The organism is Actinomycetota bacterium (genome assembly GCA_016700055.1).
In the GTDB taxonomy this organism is placed as follows: domain Bacteria; phylum Actinomycetota; class Acidimicrobiia; order Acidimicrobiales; family Ilumatobacteraceae; genus Kalu-18.
Map to the genome: position 1 here is coordinate 2,140,692 of CP064997.1, position 16,979 is coordinate 2,157,670.

Consider the following 16,979-nt stretch of genomic DNA (forward strand, 5'->3'; position numbering starts at 1 on the left):
CTGCTCCAGCCGCTGCGCGAAGCCGGCGTGCTCGGCGCGTCCGACGTGCACATCGCTGCCGCGCTCGCGCGCCTCGGCGGATGCGACGACGAGACCGTGGCCCTCGCTGCTGCGCTCGCCGCACGTGCTCCTCGCGTCGGCCACACCTGTGTCGACCTCGGCGCCCTCGGCAGCGTCGACCCGCCGATCGCGCTACCCGAGCTGGACGCTTGGACAGCGGCGATCTCGGCCAGCCCCCTCACCCGTGGCCCCGACGCCCCCCTCGTGCTCGACGGGAACCGGCTCTACCTGCACCGCTACTGGGCCTACGAGCAGGCCGTCTCCGCGCACCTCGCCACACGTGCCGTCGCGCCGGCCGTGGCCGTCGAACCGTCGCCGGACGTCCTCGATGCGCTGCTCACCGGTGAGGGCGCCGCGGCGCAGTGTGACGCCGTCGTCATGGCGCTGCACCAGTCGCTGACCGTGCTCGTCGGAGGCCCTGGCACCGGCAAGACCACCACCGTCGCCGCGCTGCTCGCGTGCCTCACGGCGCACGACCCCTCGACGCGGATCGCGCTCGCGGCACCGACCGGAAAGGCCGCGGCGCGCCTTGGCGAGGCGCTGCGTGCAGCAGCCGGTCGATTGCCCGCCCCGCTCGCCGAGCGCATCGCCACCGCCGAGGCATCCACCATCCACCGCCTGCTCGGCACGCGCGGGGGGCGGTTCCTCCACGGCCGCGACCGACCCCTGCCCCACGACGTCGTGATCGTCGACGAGACCTCGATGGTGTCGCTGCCGCTGATGGCCCGCCTGCTCGACGCCGTCCGACCGCAAGCGCGCCTGGTGCTCGTCGGCGACCCGGCCCAGCTCACGAGCGTCGAGGCGGGCACCGTGCTCGGCGACCTGTCCGGGCCAATCGCCGACCCGGCGGTGGCCGAGCCCCGCGGCGGTCCGTTGTCCGGTCACACGATCGTGCTCCGCCACAGCCGGCGCTTCCCAGCCGGGTCACCGCTCGACCGGTTCGCGGGCGCGGTTCGCCGCGGTGACGCGCGCGCCGCGCTTGCCGTGCTCACCGAACCCGGCGCCGAAGGCAACGGCGCGGGAGCGCTCGAATGGCACGCGAGCCCGGCCGATCACCCCGGCGCCGTCGAACGTGTGCGTGCCCTCGCCGTGCCCGTCGCTCTCGAGGTGGCCGAGCTCGCCGCGGCAGGCGACGCGGCCGGAGCGCTCGGGCGGCTCGGGCAGCTGCGCGTGCTCTGCGCCCATCGCGACGGCCCGTTCGGGGTCGGCGATTGGAACCATCGGGTAGAGGCGGCACTCGCCGCGAGTGGCAGTGGTGTCGCCGGCTGGTACCCCGGGCGGCCCGTGCTCGTCACCGCCAACGACTACGTGAACCTCCTCTACAACGGCGACCTCGGGGTTGTCGTGCGCCGCGACGACCGCCTGGTGGTCGCCTTCGCCGACCACGACGGCGTGCGCTCACTCGCCCCGTCGCGTCTGCAGTCGGTCGAGACGGTGCATGCGATGACGATCCACAAGAGCCAGGGCTCCGAGTTCGACCACGTGGTGGTGGTGCTCCCGCCGGCCGAGTCACCGCTCGCCAGCCGGGAGCTGCTCTACACCGCCGTCACCAGGGCACGCCTCGGCGTGACGCTCGTCGGTGACGAGGCGTCGGTGGTCGCCGCCATCGAACGGCGCGTGGCCCGAGCCGGGGGACTGGGGGCGCTGTTGTGGCCCGGCGGCGCTCGCGGCGGCTGAGCAGCTCAGCCGCGAGGTCGGCACGCGCCGACGATGGTGGAGCCGCGCCCGTCGGGGCGACGGCGAACCTCGATGCCCGTGCGCAGCTGCTGCTTCAACGCATCGACGTGGGTGATCACGCCGACCATCCGCCCGCCCGCCTGCAGGTGGTCGAGCGTCTCGATCGCGTCGTCGAGGGCGTCGTGGTCGAGCGTGCTGAAGCCCTCGTCGACGAACAGGGCCTCAAAACTGCGCCCGCTTGCGCTGCCGCCGCGGCTGACGACGTCGGCCAGGCCGAGGGCGAGCGCGAGCGCAGCCTGGAACTGCTCGCCACCCGACAGCGTGGCTGGGCTCCGCTCACGCCCGGTGTGCGCGTCGAGGACGACGAGGTCGAGTCCGGTGCGACAGCGCAGGTCGTCGGACCCGCCCTCCCGTACGAGCGTGTAACGACCTGCCGACATGCGTTTCAGGTGCACGTTCGCCGCGGCCGCGACCTGATCGAGCTCGCCGGCGAGCACCCACGCCTCGAGGCGTACCTTCGGGGCGATGACCCCCGCGCAGGTGCCGGCGACACGTACGGCGACGTCGCGCTCGTGGCGGATGCGGGCCGAGCCGGCCTCCAGCTGCTGCGCCGTGGTCAGCGCCAGCTCTGCGTCGTCGAGCCGCTGGGCCACCGAAGAGGTGCTCGTGGTGAGGTGTGCCGCTCGCTGCTGGGTGACGTCGGCCGCGGAGGCGAGCGCAACGAGGTCGGGCCGTACGTCGGGCACGCCGAGGTGCTCCAACTCGTCGAGCGCGGCGTTCACGTGGCGCCGTTGCTGCTGCCATTGCGCGATCTCTTCCTCGAGGTCGTTCAGCTCGTCTGCGGACAGCGCGCATGCCCGCGCACCGACGACGTCGTCGAAACCACTCGCGCCGAGTGCCCTGGACAGATCCTGCCGGGCGGCATCGGCGCGCCCGCTTGCCGGCCCCGACGCGGCGGCGGTGTTCGACCAGTCGGCGATGGCCTGCTGGAACACCGCGATCGCGTCGACCCGGCGGGTGAGGTCGGCGGGGTCGATCCCCTCTGCCGCGGCACGCGCGGCAACGAGCGCTTGGCCGGCCTGCTCGACGCGGACCTCGGCGCCGCGTGAGTCGAGCCTGGCCTGCACCACCGCGCCCTCGGCTTGGTGCACTGCCACCCGGGCCAGCTCCACCTCGGCGTCGACGACGACGAGACGCTGGCGAGCCGCGAGAGAGCCGGCCAGCGCGGCCTGCGCCGATTGATGCGCTGCCTTCAGCTCGTCGAGGCGGAGCTCGGCCGCCGGCCCGAGATCGCCGCGGGCCTGCTCGACACGGTCGAAGACCCGCGTGCGGTGGCTGCGCGCCTCGTCCGCAGCATCTCGAGCCGACTCCAGATCGTCGACGCCGACCGCCAGCGCGTCGGGCCCGCTGCGCGCCGGGTGGGGGTGGTCTTCGCTGCCGCACACCGGGCAGGGATCGCCGAGCTTGAGCTCGGCCGCCAGGCGTGGCGCGACTCCGGCGGTGAACGCGGCGAACAGGTTGTCGTGGTGTCGCTCGGCGGCGATCGCCAGTTGATGGGCGTTGCTCAGCCCGACGATGTCGTCGGCGAGCCGCGTGGCGAGCTCGACCACCGCTCGGGCGGCCTCGGCGCGCGCGGCGAGCGCCGAAACCTGCGCCGCGAGAGCCGCGAGTGGTGCGCGCTCGGCGGTGGACAGCTCGAGCGCCGTGGCGGCCGCGCGGTGGTTGTCCTGCGCGGTAGCGAGCGCGCGCACACACTCGCTCGCGCCGTCTCCTGCCGCGCGGACTTGCTCGTCGGCGTCGGCCGCGGCCGCGAGCAGGCGGGAATCGCCGGCGGCTCGCTCGGCAAGCTGCGCGGCGAGCGTGGACGCCTCGGTCGGGGAAGCTGGCGCGACGGCACCAAGGCTCGCCGCCTGGGCAGCGATCGCGCACCGGGAGGCGCGCTCGGCCTCACGGACCGTGTCGAGGTGCAGGACCGCCTCGTCGACAACGAGCGCCAAGCTGACGACTGGCGCCGCTCGCCGCGCGGCCGCTGCCCGCTCCGATGCGAGCTCGCGCACCGGTGCCAGCGCCTCGAGCTGGTCTCTGTGCGAGGCGAGCTGGCGGTGGCGGTCGAACCGCCGGGCGACCTCGACCGCGCTGGTGTGGGCAACTCGCGCCTTCTCCGCGGCGGTACGAGCGGCGCCGGCCCGCGCCTCGCGCTCGGTGAGCACGGGTCGTACATGCGCGAGTGCGCCGGCGAGGTGAGCCAGGCCGGCCGGCGGCTCGTCGGCGTCGTCGGCGTCGGCGGACAGACCGAGCGTGAGGCGAGCGGCGCCGAGAGCGGCGAGAGCGTTCTCGCGGTGGTGGTCGACCTGGCGCTCGACATCGCCAACGGCGCCGGAGAGCCGGCGCGCCTCTTCGCGCATCCGCTCGGTGGCGATCTGGTAGAGGTGGGTGCCGAACAGCTGGCGGAGGAGCTGCTCGCGTTCGTCGGTGCGCGCGAGCAGAAGCTGGGCGAACTTGCCCTGGGGCAGCAGCACCACCCGCTGGAACTGCCCGGCACTCAGCCCGATCAGCTCGGCGCAGCGCGCCGAGACCTTGCCGGGGCCGCGCTCGATTCCCTGCCAGCCGAGCTGCTCGTTGAGCTGGTACAGCTCGGCCTCGGCCTTTTCGATCGTGGTGCCGGCGCCGCGCTTGCGTGGCCGCTCGTACGACGGCTTGCGCAGCACTTTGAACCGGCGCTTGTCGATCTCGAACTCGAGCTCGACCACCGTCGGTACGTCTGCCCGGGCGTGGTGGGAGCGGACGTCGGTGGAGGGTCGATCGCCGGGGACCTCGCCGTAGAGGGCATAGGTGATGGCGTCGAAGATGGTGGTCTTGCCGCCGCCGGTGGGGCCGGCGACGACGAACAGACCGAGCCCGGCGAGGGGAACGAAGTCGACGACCTCTTCTTCGGGGTACGGCCCGAACGCCTGGAGGCGTAACAGCCGGGGTCTCATCCGCGCACCGCCTCGTCGAGCATCCGTACGAGCAGCTCGGCCTCGTCGTGGTTCGGTGCCGTGCCGAACAGGTCGTGCCAGTAGGCGTCGGCGGCGGCGGCGGGGCTGAGCGAGCGCCGCTCGCCGGCGTGGCCGGCGCTCGCCGTGGTGCCGGCGGGGCGCTCGGGACGCAGTTCGATCTCGACCACCCACGGGTAGCGCTGCTGCAGGCGGACCTTCGCGTCGACGACCGGACCGGCGTCGGTGAGCACGGCCTTCACGAACCGGTCGACCGCGTCGAGGCGCACCTCGGCGAGCAGCTCGTCGATGGTGCCCGTGACCTGACATACGCCGCGCCCGCAGGGCACGGCCAGCGGCTGCACCTCGGTGCTGCCGTCGGGTGCGAGCTCGACGAGCAGCACCTGCTTCGGTGCCTGCTCGGAGAAGGAGTAGGCGAGCGGTGAGCCGCAGTAGCGCACGTTCGCCCGACCACCGACGAGCTGGGGCGCGTGCAGGTGACCGAGCGCGCTGTACGAGAACCCGTCGAACACCGACACGTCGACGGCGCCGGTGCCGCCGACGGTGAGCTCACGTTCGGAGTCGCTGCGCACCAGGCCCGGGGCGCCGGCACCGGAGACCACCAGCGCGTGCGCCACGGCCAGCGACCGGGGGGCACGCCGCGCGGCCTTGGCTACGCCGGCAGCCTGGGCGAGCACCGCCTGGTGGGTGGCGCGCCAGCGTCTGGCCGCGGCGTCGGGCTCGTCGCCGGGCGCCGGCGGGCCGACCCGATCGAGCGGGGCGAGGACGGGGTCGAGATACGGCAGCGCGACGACGTCGAGCGGGCCGTCGTCGAACTCGAGCGGCAGAACCTCGCCGGCGCGGTGGTAGCCGCCCCGCACGTGGATCCCGGATTGGTCGGTGAGCCCGCCGTATGCCGCCAGCCTTTCGGAGCTGTCGTGGTTGCCGGAGATGACGACGGTGCGGATCCGCGCGGCCTGGAGCCGCTGCAGCGTGTCGCGCAGCAACTCGATCGCTGCCGTGGGAGGGATGGCGCGGTCGTAGACGTCGCCGGCCACGACGACGAGATCGACCCTTTCGTCGACGGCGGTGGCGACGAGCCACTCACCCATCGCGCGCTGGTCGTCGAGCAGCGGCACCGGGCCGAAGCTGCGGCCGAGATGCCAGTCGCTGGTGTGGAGCAGGCGCACACCCCGAAGGTTAGGAAGGGGGTGTTACACGATCGGGGACCGTCTGCGCCGGGCCGCTCAGCCGAGCTCGCAATGGGCCCGGACGCGACCGCGATCGTCGATCCAGCCCTTGCTCGACGCGTACTCGAGCATCGCGGCGAAGCGCTCGTCCCAACCTGGGGACACGAGACCCGTGGACATCTGGCGCAGGGCCGCGGTCTCGATGTAGGCGTGCTCGCCGTCCACGACGCCGGCACCCTTGCCGAGGAGTGCCGCGCCGACGTCGTCGAGGGTGAGTGCCGTGGCGGCGAGGTGGAAGCGCTGGCAGTCGTCCGCGTCGCGCAGGCTGAGCTCCACCGAGCCGGACTCGTCACGTGCGACGTGGACGTACATCGCCCTCAGTCTCGCGTCTTCGTCGGTCGCGCTCTGCATCGTCGAAAGGGCGAAGGTCGTACAGTCCGGGTCGTGCTCGGGGCGATCGGAGACCTCGTCGAAGACATCGTCGTGTACCTCGGCGGCCCGGTGGCATTGGCGTCGGACACCGAAGCTCACGTCGTCAGGCGACGAGGCGGCAGCGCGGCCAACGTCGCCGCGGTGGCTGCTTCGCTCACCGGTGCGGCTCGCTTCATCGGCCAGGTGGGTGACGATCGCGCGGGAGCCGGACTCGTCGCCGAGCTCACCGCCGCCGGAGTGCAGGTGGTGGGCCGACGTGGCGGGCGCTCCGGCACGATCGTCGTCCTCGTCGACCACCTCGGCGAACGCACGATGCTCTCGGACAGGGGAGCGTCCATGCTGCTCGACGCCGCGGACGCCGCCTGGCTGGACGGCCTGCACACTCTGCACGTTCCTGCGTACTCGCTCGCCGTCGAACCGATCGCCTCGACGGCATTGGCGCTCGCCGCGCTGGCCGGCGAGCGGGGGCTGCGCGTGTCGGTGGATGCCGCCTCGGTCGCGGTGATCGAGGCCTTCGGTGTCGACGCGCTCGTCGAGCGCGTGGCGGCGCTGCACCCCGCGGTGTTGCTCGCCAACGCGGACGAGGCACGGTGCCTCGGTGAGGACGGCATGGCGCGCATCGCCGCCGCGCTGACGGTCGTCAAGCACGGCGCCGGCCCGGCCTCCGTAGTCGCTGCCGGGAAAGACGCGGTCGAGGTGCCCGCGGTCGCGCTAACCGCGGTGGAGGACTCGACCGGTGCCGGCGACGCGTTCGCCGCGGGGCTGCTCTGCGCGCTGGCCGAGGGCGCCGACCCGGTCGAGGCCGCGCGCCGCGCTCACCAGGTGGCTGCGGCGGTGCTCTCCGCGCCGCGCCGGTGACGGGCTCCCTCCGGCGAGGGCGTAGCGTCGACGGCGATGGGTGAGCTGCTGCTCGTCGACGGGCCGACCGACGGGATCGCCCGGCTCACGTTGAACAGGCCGGCGAAGCGCAATGCGCTGTCGATCGCGCTGCGCGACGAGGTGAGCGACACGCTGAGCGAGCTCGCGCAGGACGACGCCGTGCGGGTGGTCGTGCTGACCGGTGCCGGTGAGGTGTTCAGCGCGGGGTTCGACCTGGCCGAGTTCGCGGTCGACGACGCCGACTTCCAAGCGCGGCTGTGGGCGTCGAGCGACCGCTTCCACCGCACGGTGATCGAGTTCCCCTTGCCACTCGTCGCAGCGGTGAACGGCCCGGCGTTGGCCGGGGGGTTCGACCTCGCCGTGATGTGCGACATCCGCATCGCGGCCGACACCGCCCGGTTCGCCCACCCCGAGATCGGCTTCGGCGACGTCGTGTACGGCCCACTGCACGACCTGGTGGGCGGCGCCGTGGCCCGTGACCTCTGCCTCACAGGGCGCGAGATCGACGCCGCCGAGGCGCTCTCGCTACGGCTGGTGTCGGCCGTGGTGCCGGCCGCCGAGGTGCTCGCCGTCGCCCACGAGCGAGCAGCGCTGGCTGCTCGTGCACCGCGTGAGGTGCTGGTGCGTACGAAGGCGAAGGCGAACCGGCGGGCGGCCGTCGGCGGCGGGGCGACGCTCGACCTCTGACGCCCGGCGGTGCTCGCGGTACGCAACGATGTTGCGGTGACGACCTTCCCGGAGCCCCAGACGCCGATCACCCGCCGCCGGCTGCTCGCCCTCGGAGGCGGCGGCCTGGTGGCTGCCGGCCTGGCCGCCTGCAGCAGCGACGACGGGGGAACGCCCGGGGCCGGGTCGTCCGCCTCGACCACACCGCCGAGCGCCAGCGAGGTCACCGAGGCGACTTCGCCGGCCACGGCGGCGCCGACGACACCCGGCACGGCCGGCTCGATCAACTCGGCGGCCACGGTGGACTCGTCGGCGGCCACGGCCGAGGTCGCCAGCGTCGCGCCGTCGCCCGGTACCGCCTTCAGCGCCGCCGACTTCGACGGTCTGGCGACCTGCACCCTCGTGCCGGAGCAGACCGAGGGGCCGTTCTACCTGGTCGCCGATCTGCTGCGGCGCGACGTGACCGAGGGTGTCGCCGGGGCACCGTTGCGTCTCGGCCTGCGCGTCGTGGACGCCGCCTGTGTGCCCGTGCCCGGCGCGATCGTGGACATCTGGCATGCCGATCCGAGCGGCGACTACTCCGGGTTCGTCGACGGTGGCTCGACCGACGACGCCGGCCCGGGGACGACGTTCCTGCGCGGCACCCAGCAGGCGGGAGACGACGGCATCGTCGAGTTCGCCACGCTCTACCCGGGGTGGTACCCGGGACGGGCGATCCACATCCACGTGAAGGTCTGGATCGCCTCGGGGTCTTCGCCGCGTACCGTGCTCACCACCCAGGTGTACTTCGACGAAGCGGTGAACGAGCGGGTGCTCGCCACCTCGCCATACGACGCGCGTGAACCCGCGCAGCGCACGCGCAACGAGGACGACGCGATCGCGGGCGACGTCGCCGCCACCGGGCTGCTCGTCGCCGTCACCGGCGACGTCGGAGCGCAGGTCGGCCTCGTCAACCTCGGCATCGGCGCCTGAATCCCACGTCTCCGGGTCGTGTAGCGTCACGCCGCGAAGGGCCGCGGCCGAAGCCGCGTAGAAGGGGGAACGAAGTGGCACGAAGGTCATGGATCGCGCTGGCCGTGGCGGCCGGCACCCTTCTCGCCGCGTGCGGCGGCGACGACTCCGGCAGCGGCGACACGACGCCGGATACGACACCGGACACGGCTCCGGACAGCGGCGCGCCGAGCACCGATGGCCCCGACGCCAGCACACCGGCTGGCACGACCGGCGCGATCGACCTCGACGCCGTGCTCGGCGTCGATCTCGCCGACTGCGCGGAGCCAACGGGTGGACCGCTGAAGATCGGCTATGCCGCCGACAAGTCCGAGGCCGGCGGGTTCGCCGACATCCCGGCCAGCGCCGCGGCCGAGTTCTTCGTCGAGCTGGTCAACTGCGCCGGCGGTGTCGACGGTGCGAAGGTCGAGCTCATCGTCGAAGACATCCAAGGCGATCCCGAGGTCACCCAGCGAGCTGCGCAGGACCTGATCGGCCAGGGTGTCCACGGCATCCTCGGGCCTCCCTTCGCCGACTTCGGCCAGCCGCTGCTGCAGGTGACGGCAGGTGAGGTGCCGGTGGTGTTCGTGGCCTCCACCGAGCCGGCGCTCGCCGACCCCGGCGCGCTCAGCTATCTCGCCTCGTTCGACGACACCGCGCAGGCCGAGGCCGCGGCCCAGTTCGCGATCGACCAGGGCTGGACGACCGCGATCACGCTCTCGGCCCCGGGGCCCTACTTCGGCTACGTGCCCGAGACGTTCACCGCCGCGTTCGAAGAGCTCGGGGGGACGATCCTCGGCGACTACACGTACGTGCCCTTCGAGGACACCGACTTCTCGGCGCAGGCAAACGAGATCTCCAACCTCGACGAGACACCCCAGCTCCTGTTCACCGCCGCTCCGGGGTTCCAGGTCACAGCCCTGCGGGCGCAGCTCGAGGCGCTGGGGGTGGAGCTCACCTATCTGGGCGCCGATGCGTTCGAGGCGACCGGGCTGATCGCCGAAGGCGACGCGGCGAACGGGATGTTCTACACGACCCACGCCTTCGCCGAGCCGGACAACCACCTCGGCCGGTTCCTCGCCCTGTACGAGGAGGCCACCGGCTCGCCGGCGGAGAACCCGTCGTTCGCCGGGCTCGCCGCCGACTCGATCATGGTCATCGCCCAGGCTTTCGTCGATTCGGGGTCGACCGACCCCAAGGTGATCGGTGAGGCCATCGCGAACATCTCCGGGCTCACCACCATGACCGGCACCACCACGTACGCGGGGACGGGCGGGGTTCCCGACAAGCCGGTGTTCATCCACCAGATCGTGGACGGCGAGGTCACACTCGCCGCCACGATCGAAGGCTGAACCGAACCAGTCGTCTCGATGCTCGAGATCGAGGCGGTCACCACTCGCTACGGCTCGATCAGCGCCGTACGAGAGGTCAGCCTGTCGGTCGGTGAGGGAGAGGCCGTCGGCCTGATCGGGCCGAACGGCGCGGGCAAGACCACGCTGCTCGGCACCGTCGCCGGGCTGCTGTCGCCATCGGGCGGCAGGGTGCTCCTCGAGGGCCGCGACGTCACCGGGTGGTCGCCCGACCGCATGCTGCGCGCCGGGCTCGCGTTGGTGCCCGAGCATCGCCGGGTCTTCGTCGACCTGAGCGTCGTCGAGAACCTCCGCGTCGGCGCCGTCACCGTGGCCCCGCGGGAGCGTCCGGCGTTGCTCGACGAGATGGCCGACCTGTTCCCGATGCTCAGGGTCCGCTGGACGACGTCGGCGGGCTACCTGTCCGGTGGCGAGGCGCAACAGCTCGCCATCGCGCGAGCGCTCATGTCCAAGCCGAGGATCGTGCTGATGGACGAGCCCTCGCTCGGGCTGGCGCCGACGCTCGTCGACATGGTGTTCGGGCTGGTCGACCGGCTACGCGCGGAGGGACGCACGCTGCTCGTCGTCGAGCAGAATGCGAGGCGCATGCTGCAGGCCGCAGATCGTGCCTACGTGATGCGCACGGGTGAGATCTCGATCGAAGGCCCCGCCGCGCAGCTGCTCGCGCGCGACGACCTGTTCGACACGTTCGTCGGAGCCCAACACTCAGAGGCCCGCGAGCGATGACCGAGCTGATCCAGAACCTCGTCGACGGCCTCGGTCGCGGCGGCATCTACGCGCTGCTCGCGCTCGGCATCGCGGTGATCTTCGGTGTGATGCACCTCGTCAACTTCGCCCACGGCGAGCTGATCACGGTCAGCGCTTACATGAGCTACTGGATCCTCGCCGTGTCCGGTGGAAGCTGGTGGGTGGCGGTCCCGGCGATCTTCCTCACGTCCATCGCGACGTCCGTGGCGATCGAGTTCGTCGCCTTCCGCTGGGTGCGCGGCGCGGCGGACTTCACGTTGCTGCTCACGTCGTTCGGAGTGCACTTCGTGGTGCAGGCGATCTTCGTCATGTACGTGTCGGCCAACGTGCGGATCTTCCCGAGCCCGGAGTGGGTCAACAACACCGTCGGTGTCGCGGGCATCAACCTCGAGGTGTTCGACCTGCTCACCATCGCGGCCACGGCGGTGACCCTGCTCGTCACCGTCTGGCTGATGGAGAAGACGGTGTTCGGCATCTCGCTGCGCGCGGCCGCCCTCGACTTCGACGCCGCCCGGCTGATGGGCGTGCGGTCGAGCCGCGTGATCCAGGGCGCCTTCGCGCTCGCCGGCGCGCTCGCCGGGGTCGCGGCGGTGTTCTGGCTGATGCGTGGCGGGCGGGCCCAGCCCGACCTCGGGCAGACGCCGATGCTGAAGGGGGTGCTGGCGGCGATCATCGGTGGCCTCGGCAGCCTGCCCGGGGCGGTGATCGGCGGGCTCGTGCTCGGTCTGGCCGAGGTGCTCCTGCGCTCGTGGCTGCCGACCGACATCTCCGGGCTGACCGACGGCTTCGTGTTCTTGCTCATCGCGCTGCTGTTCATCTTCCGCCCGGAGGGCATCGTGCGCGTCGGCCACGCGGAGCGGGTGTGACGAAGGTCGATCCCGTACGGCGCGTCGTGGCACCCACGGCGTCGGCGATCGTGATCTTCGCCGTGCTGGTCGGTGGAGGGTTGCTCTACGCGGCCGGCGGCGGTGCATCACGTGATGCGCTCGTCACCCAGGGCCTGATCAACGCGGTGATGGTCGTCGGCCTCCAGATCTACATCGGCAACACGGGGATCCTCTCCTTCGGCCACATGGGCTTCGCCTCCATCGCCGGCTACGCCTTCGCCGTCACGGCGATCTCACCGGATCGCAAGCAGCGGGTGATCCCCGACGCGCCGTTCGGTCTCGGCGACGTCCACCTGACGCCGCTCCAGGCGACGCTCGTCGCGGTGGTCGTCACGGTGGCCGTCGGAGCGCTAGTCGGGCTCGGCCTGGCGCGGTCCGGCGCGAAGTCCGGCGCGGTCTCGGCGACCGTGATCACCCTCGCGTTGCTGTTCATGACGCACGAGGTGGCGATCAACTGGACAGAGCTCACCGGTGGCGACCGCGCTGGGTTGACCTTCACCGTCGGCCAGACGCTGCAAGGGCGGGGGTGGATCTACCTCGCGCTCGTCTGCTCGCTCGTCGCCGCCGCGGTGTTCAAGGCGAGCAACACGGGTCGTTTGGCGCAGGCGTCGCGCGAGGACGACCTCGCCGCGCGCGCCGTCGGCATCAACCCGGTGTGGCCGCAGATGGCCGCGCTGCTGCTCTCGGTGGCGGTCGTCGCGGTCGCCGCGTCGCTGCGCGTGTACCAACTCGGCACGATCACGCCGAAGTTCTTCTTCTTCGAGTACACGCTGCTCACGCTCGTGATGCTGATCGTCGGCGGTCGCAACAGCCTGACCGGGGCGATGGCCGGCGTCGCGCTGATGACGGCAGGCAACGAAGTGACGCGCTACCTCGCCGGACCCGACGTCGACGTCACCGGGCTCGGATGGCTGCTGCGTGACGGGCTCAGCCAGATCTTCCTCGGCGGGGCGATGCTCGGGTTCATGATCCTGCGCCCGGGCGGCCTGCTCGGCGACTGGGAGCTCGACCGGTGGGCGCTGCGCAGGTTCCGCACGCGCCGTGAGACCGCGCCGCCGGCCGCGGCCCCGGTGGCCACGCCGAGCCCGGAGCACGTCTCGGCCGCCGAGATCGAGGTCACGTTCGGCGGTTTCCGCGTGCTCGACCGTGCGTATCTGGACGCGTCCAACCACGAGGTGGTCGGCATCATCGGGCCGAACGGTGCTGGTAAGACGACGCTGCTCAACGTGATCACCGGGATCGTCGCCGCGAACGAGGGTCGGGTCACCCTCGACGGGGTCGACCTGACGAACACCTCCACCTACCGCATCGCCCGCGCCGGCCTGGTGCGCACGTTCCAGAACCTGCGTCTCTATCCGGCGCTGACGGTGCGCGAGAACGTCGAGACCGCGGCGATCGTTGCCGGACGCCATCGTCGCCAGCGCTCGCGCGCCGACGTCGACGCGCTCCTCGTGCGGGTCGGGTTGTGGGACGTGCGTGAGCGGCGGGCGCGTGAGCTGGACTACGGCACGTCTCGCCGCCTGGAGCTGGCGAGAGCTGCGGCCAGCGCACCGTCGTTCCTGCTGCTCGACGAGCCGACGAGCGGGATGAGCGACACCGAGTCGCTGGGGATGATCGCGCTGGTGCGCGACACGGCCGCGGCCGTCGGCGCGGGAGTGATCGTCATCGACCACGACCTTGGCTTCATCACCGGGATCTGCGACCGCATCTACTGCCTCGACCAGGGCGAGGTGATCGCGGTCGGTGACCCGGGCGCGATCCAGGCGGATCCCCGCGTGCAAGCTGCATACCTGGGTACTGCTGCCCCCTCGGCCGGGGTCGACGCCTAGAGGTCGTCGACCGAGCGCAGCACCTCGCGCAACAGGTGGGCGAGCTCGTGGCGCTGCGTCTCGTCGAGGCGGTTGGTGACGGCGACCTCCTGGGCGTTGAAGCGTGGGTAGAGCCGCTCCAGCAGGGTGTCACCGGCCGCGGACAACCCGACGCGCACCAGGCGACGGTCGCTCTCGTGCGGGGCGCGGTGCAGCAAGCCGCGTGCTTCGAGCCGGGCGAGCACCCCGGTCAGCGTCCCCTTCGCGATGCCGCACTCGGCGGCGACATGACGGGTCTCCATCTCGCCCCAGATCCAGAGCACCCAGAGCACCTGGAACGAGGTCCACGACAGGTCGTCCTCGCGCAGCACGGTCTGCTCCATGTGGGTGCGCACCGCGTTCGCCACCCGGTAGACGTTGGAGATGGCCGCCAGCGCGCCGGTGTCGAGGCGCAGCTCGCGGACCCGGGCACGCACGTCCTCCTCGGCTCGCACCAGGTCGGTCGGATCGTCGCCAGGCGCACCGGACTGCGACGCTCTCGTCACCCCCGTCCCCTCTCCGTCGCGCCGAACGATACCCGCCTAGCATTCGGGGGTCGGGGTCGCCACACACCAGTCGCCACACACACCAGTCGCCACACACCACAGGTCGCACACACGACAGGTCGGAGACGCCTGTGCCCAAGTACGAGCACGTCGAGCACGGTGAGCACGCCGAGCACGGTGGCATCTTCGGCAGAAGCCTCGGCCGGCTCGTCGGTCGCGCCGCCCCGGCCGTGATGCGCAACATCGAGACCGAGGCGCTGGTCGAGTCGCTCGACGTCGACGCGATCGTCGACGCGCTCGACGTGGATGCGCTGATCGCCAGGGTCGACGTGAACCGCATCGCGGACCGCCTCGACCTGGACCTGCTGGTGAGTCGACTCGACGTGAACGCGATTGCCGACCGCCTCGACCTGGACCTGCTGGTGAGTCGGCTCGACGTGAACGCGATCGCGAACCGCCTCGACCTGGACGCGCTCGTCGACCGTCTCGACGTGAACCGCATCGCCGATCGCCTCGACCTCGACGCGCTCTTGTCCGAGATGGAGCTGATCCCGCTCATGAGCCGCGGCACCCAGGAGATGGCACTGTCGACGCTCGATCTCGCCCGTCGCCAACTCGTCCGTCTGGACGGCGCGGGCAGCGCGGTCGTCGACCGCGTGCTCGGTCGCAGCGGCGCCGATGCGGTGCTCGGACCGGCCGCTGCCCTGCAGAGCGACGCCCCGATCCCCGAGGGCTTGCCGACGCGGCGGGACGTGAGCGGCCACTTCGCCGGGCCGTTCAGCCGCCTCGTGTCCCACGCGCTCGACGCGTCCGCGTCGGTGGCCTTGTTCGGCCTGGCCGGGGCCGTGCTCGGGTTCTTCTACGACGCGATCACCCGCGACGAACGCCAGCTCACCATCGCGCCGTGGCTCGGGTGGACCCTGTTCGCGATCTGGGTCTTCCTGTGGTTCTGGCTGCCCCTCGCGGCTACCGGTCGCAGTCCGGCCAAGGCGTTGGTCGGCTTGCGCGTGCTGCGCGGCGACGGCACGCGTATCGGCCCCTGGCGCGCCTTGGTGCGTGTGCTCTGCCTGCCGTGGTCGATGGCGTTACTCGGCCTAGGTCTGTTCGGCATCGTCCTCGGTCGTCGCCGGCGGGCCATGCACGACGTGATCGCCGACACGGTGGTGGTGTACGACTGGGGTACTCGCCGGGCCGAGCAGCCGGTGCCGCTGCGTGCCCGCCTGGCGGCCCGGCGCAGTGCCGAGGAGTCGGTGGCTGCGGCGTCGACGACGTGACTTGGATCGGCGCGCCGCGGGCCCTACGTAGCACGGTGGCTGTACGCGCGCCGGCGCCGGTGCCAGACTGCGCGTCATGGACGCCGATGCGCCCGACGGAGGGTTCGACGCCTTGTCCCCCGACTCGGGGCGTGAGCGCGTCGTCGTCGGTGTGGGCGGGGGCGAGGCTACGATCAACGCGTTGCGGTTCGCGTACGAGGAGGCCTTGGAGCGCGACGCCACGCTCGACGCCGTCCTGGTGCGAGCCCAGCCGGTGGTGATGGCCGACCCACTCGGGGTGGCGGCCACCGTCGGCACCGAGGTGAGCGCGTCAGAGGCTGCCGCGCGCCTCGACCTGCTGTTGCGGGAGGCGCTCGGTGACGCCGCCGACGACGAGCGGATCACCCGCACGATCCTCGACGGCGATCCGGTGAAGCAGCTGTGTGCCGAGTCGCAGGGGGCCGCGATGCTCGTGGTCGGTGCGGCCACCGGCCTGCAGCGATGGCTGCCGGGGTCGGTCGCCCGGCTGTGCGAGGCGAAGTCGCCGGCCGCGGTAGTCGTCGTGCGCAAGGACACCCAGGTGATCCCCCGCCGCGGCCGCCGGCGCGCCGAGTAGCGCGTCAGCTCGTCCAGCCGCCCGCGGGGCGCTCGAAGTTCACGTGGACCTGCGCCGTGCCGATCGAGTTCTCGTAGTCGCTGAACCGGCGCCCGACGGCGCGGCACGAGCGCCCGCCGATGGCGGCGACCATCATCAGGTAGTGACCGAAGCGGCCCTCCGGCTTGTAGGCGGCGTAGTTCGCCATGTCGTCGATGACGCCGGCATGGTCGCCCCTCGCCCAAGCGGCGAGCACGCGCTCGTCGGCCGCACGCGCGGCCTGGGTGAAGATGTGCACCGGATCGGACGCTTCGTGCCGGCGCAGCTCGCGCAGCGGCCAGAACGTGTGGCTCATCGCGCCAGAGGCCAGCAGCACGACACGCCGGTCCGTGCCGGCGACGGCCTCGGCAATGGCCTCGCCGACGGTGAGGAAGTCGATCGGCTCGGCCGTCTGGCAGACGCTGACCGAGACCCAGCGCTCGTCGCGCTGGAGGAACGGCAACAAGTTGACGGTGGGGTAGTGGATCGGCAGGTAGGGGTCGTCGATCGGGGTGATCCAGCACTCGTCACGGCGCGCTCCGGCGGCGGCGATCGCGTGGGCCAGCTCCGGGTCGCCGGGGAAGTCGAACGGCACGGACGCCATGCCCCGGGGGAGCTCTTCGCTCGTGTAGAACCCGGTCCGACGTTCGTGTGAGGTGACGACGAACTCGACGGTGGTGAACCAGTGGCTGTCGAGGACGACGAAGGTGTCCGCGGCGAGCTCGTCGAGCACCTCCCGCCGCAGCCGGTGCAGGCCGGGCACGAGGGAGATCTCCTTGTTCTCGTTGAGCTGCCGGCGCTGGTCTTCGGGCAGCACGATGGTCGGCACGTGGGCGACGAGTGCGGCTCCGACGATCTCTCCCATG

General features: G+C 72.1%; 15 protein-coding genes. 10 read left to right on the forward strand and 5 right to left on the reverse strand.

The window, feature by feature from the left end:
• A complete protein-coding gene (gene recD / locus IPM43_10460; protein ID QQS26429.1) occupies positions 1 to 1,737 on the forward strand; it encodes an exodeoxyribonuclease V subunit alpha in 1,737 nt (578 codons plus the stop codon).
• A gap of 5 nt (positions 1,738 to 1,742) precedes the next feature.
• On the opposite strand, the gene IPM43_10465 is transcribed toward recD, so the two are convergent.
• From IPM43_10465 to IPM43_10475, 3 genes are read right to left on the reverse strand one after another with little or no spacing between them, the layout of a single operon-like run.
• The gene (locus IPM43_10465; GenBank protein QQS23846.1) at positions 1,743 to 4,715 is read right to left on the reverse strand and encodes an AAA family ATPase; all 2,973 of its coding nucleotides are present in this window, start codon (positions 4,713 to 4,715) and stop codon (positions 1,743 to 1,745) included.
• Positions 4,712 to 5,902 carry an exonuclease SbcCD subunit D gene (locus IPM43_10470; protein ID QQS23847.1) on the reverse strand — a complete coding sequence of 397 codons (1,191 nt, stop codon included), beginning with the start codon at positions 5,900 to 5,902 and terminating at the stop codon, positions 4,712 to 4,714. Before IPM43_10470 ends, IPM43_10465 begins: the two co-directional genes overlap by 4 nt.
• A 57-nt stretch (positions 5,903 to 5,959) precedes the next feature.
• The gene (locus IPM43_10475) at positions 5,960 to 6,274 is read right to left on the reverse strand and encodes a hypothetical protein (GenBank protein QQS23848.1); all 315 of its coding nucleotides are present in this window, start codon (positions 6,272 to 6,274) and stop codon (positions 5,960 to 5,962) included.
• A 72-nt stretch (positions 6,275 to 6,346) separates the two neighbouring features.
• Between IPM43_10475 and IPM43_10480 the strand changes: the two genes are divergently transcribed.
• From IPM43_10480 to IPM43_10510, 7 genes are all read left to right on the forward strand, one after another.
• Positions 6,347 to 7,192, forward strand: a complete 846-nt coding sequence (locus IPM43_10480; protein QQS23849.1) for a sugar kinase — start codon at positions 6,347 to 6,349, stop codon at positions 7,190 to 7,192.
• Between the two features lie 36 nt (positions 7,193 to 7,228).
• Positions 7,229 to 7,900, forward strand: a complete 672-nt coding sequence (locus IPM43_10485) for an enoyl-CoA hydratase/isomerase family protein (protein QQS23850.1) — start codon at positions 7,229 to 7,231, stop codon at positions 7,898 to 7,900.
• Between the two features lie 36 nt (positions 7,901 to 7,936).
• Complete coding sequence (locus tag IPM43_10490; GenBank protein QQS23851.1) at positions 7,937 to 8,851, forward strand: hypothetical protein; 915 nt, start codon at positions 7,937 to 7,939, stop codon at positions 8,849 to 8,851.
• A 74-nt stretch (positions 8,852 to 8,925) separates the two neighbouring features.
• Positions 8,926 to 10,221 carry an ABC transporter substrate-binding protein gene (locus tag IPM43_10495; GenBank protein QQS23852.1) on the forward strand — a complete coding sequence of 432 codons (1,296 nt, stop codon included), beginning with the start codon at positions 8,926 to 8,928 and terminating at the stop codon, positions 10,219 to 10,221.
• 18 nt (positions 10,222 to 10,239) lie between these two features.
• The gene (locus IPM43_10500; GenBank protein QQS23853.1) at positions 10,240 to 10,965 is read left to right on the forward strand and encodes an ABC transporter ATP-binding protein; all 726 of its coding nucleotides are present in this window, start codon (positions 10,240 to 10,242) and stop codon (positions 10,963 to 10,965) included.
• A complete protein-coding gene (locus tag IPM43_10505) occupies positions 10,962 to 11,852 on the forward strand; it encodes a branched-chain amino acid ABC transporter permease (protein QQS23854.1) in 891 nt (296 codons plus the stop codon). The genes IPM43_10500 and IPM43_10505 overlap by 4 nt, the downstream gene beginning before the upstream one ends.
• A 26-nt stretch (positions 11,853 to 11,878) precedes the next feature.
• Positions 11,879 to 13,702, forward strand: a complete 1,824-nt coding sequence (locus tag IPM43_10510; protein ID QQS23855.1) for a branched-chain amino acid ABC transporter ATP-binding protein/permease — start codon at positions 11,879 to 11,881, stop codon at positions 13,700 to 13,702.
• Here IPM43_10510 and IPM43_10515 read toward each other — a convergent pair.
• Positions 13,699 to 14,178: a MarR family transcriptional regulator gene (locus IPM43_10515; GenBank protein QQS26430.1), complete on the reverse strand. Its 480-nt coding sequence runs from the start codon at positions 14,176 to 14,178 to the stop codon at positions 13,699 to 13,701. The genes IPM43_10510 and IPM43_10515 overlap by 4 nt on opposite strands.
• A 179-nt stretch (positions 14,179 to 14,357) precedes the next feature.
• Between IPM43_10515 and IPM43_10520 the strand changes: the two genes are divergently transcribed.
• Both IPM43_10520 and IPM43_10525 read left to right on the forward strand, forming a co-directional pair.
• Positions 14,358 to 15,500: an RDD family protein gene (locus tag IPM43_10520; protein ID QQS23856.1), complete on the forward strand. Its 1,143-nt coding sequence runs from the start codon at positions 14,358 to 14,360 to the stop codon at positions 15,498 to 15,500.
• 76 nt (positions 15,501 to 15,576) lie between these two features.
• A complete protein-coding gene (locus tag IPM43_10525) occupies positions 15,577 to 16,095 on the forward strand; it encodes a universal stress protein (protein ID QQS23857.1) in 519 nt (172 codons plus the stop codon).
• Positions 16,096 to 16,099: 4 nt separating this feature from the next.
• Here IPM43_10525 and IPM43_10530 read toward each other — a convergent pair whose 3' ends face one another.
• Positions 16,100 to 16,978 carry a catechol 1,2-dioxygenase gene (locus tag IPM43_10530; protein ID QQS23858.1) on the reverse strand — a complete coding sequence of 293 codons (879 nt, stop codon included), beginning with the start codon at positions 16,976 to 16,978 and terminating at the stop codon, positions 16,100 to 16,102.
• Position 16,979 lies beyond the last annotated feature (1 nt).

Excerpts from the sequence above, each read along its gene's own strand:
- IPM43_10465 (QQS23846.1), bottom strand. The coding sequence starts at position 4,715 with ATGAGACCCCGGCTGTTACGCCTCCAGGCGTTCGGGCCGTACCCCGAA.
- IPM43_10475 (QQS23848.1), bottom strand. The coding sequence starts at position 6,274 with ATGTACGTCCACGTCGCACGTGACGAGTCCGGCTCGGTGGAGCTCAGC.
- IPM43_10485 (QQS23850.1), top strand. The coding sequence starts at position 7,229 with ATGGGTGAGCTGCTGCTCGTCGACGGGCCGACCGACGGGATCGCCCGG.
- IPM43_10500 (QQS23853.1), top strand. The coding sequence starts at position 10,240 with ATGCTCGAGATCGAGGCGGTCACCACTCGCTACGGCTCGATCAGCGCC.
- IPM43_10505 (QQS23854.1), top strand. The coding sequence starts at position 10,962 with ATGACCGAGCTGATCCAGAACCTCGTCGACGGCCTCGGTCGCGGCGGC.
- IPM43_10525 (QQS23857.1), top strand. The coding sequence starts at position 15,577 with ATGGACGCCGATGCGCCCGACGGAGGGTTCGACGCCTTGTCCCCCGAC.
- IPM43_10530 (QQS23858.1), bottom strand. The coding sequence starts at position 16,978 with ATGGGAGAGATCGTCGGAGCCGCACTCGTCGCCCACGTGCCGACCATC.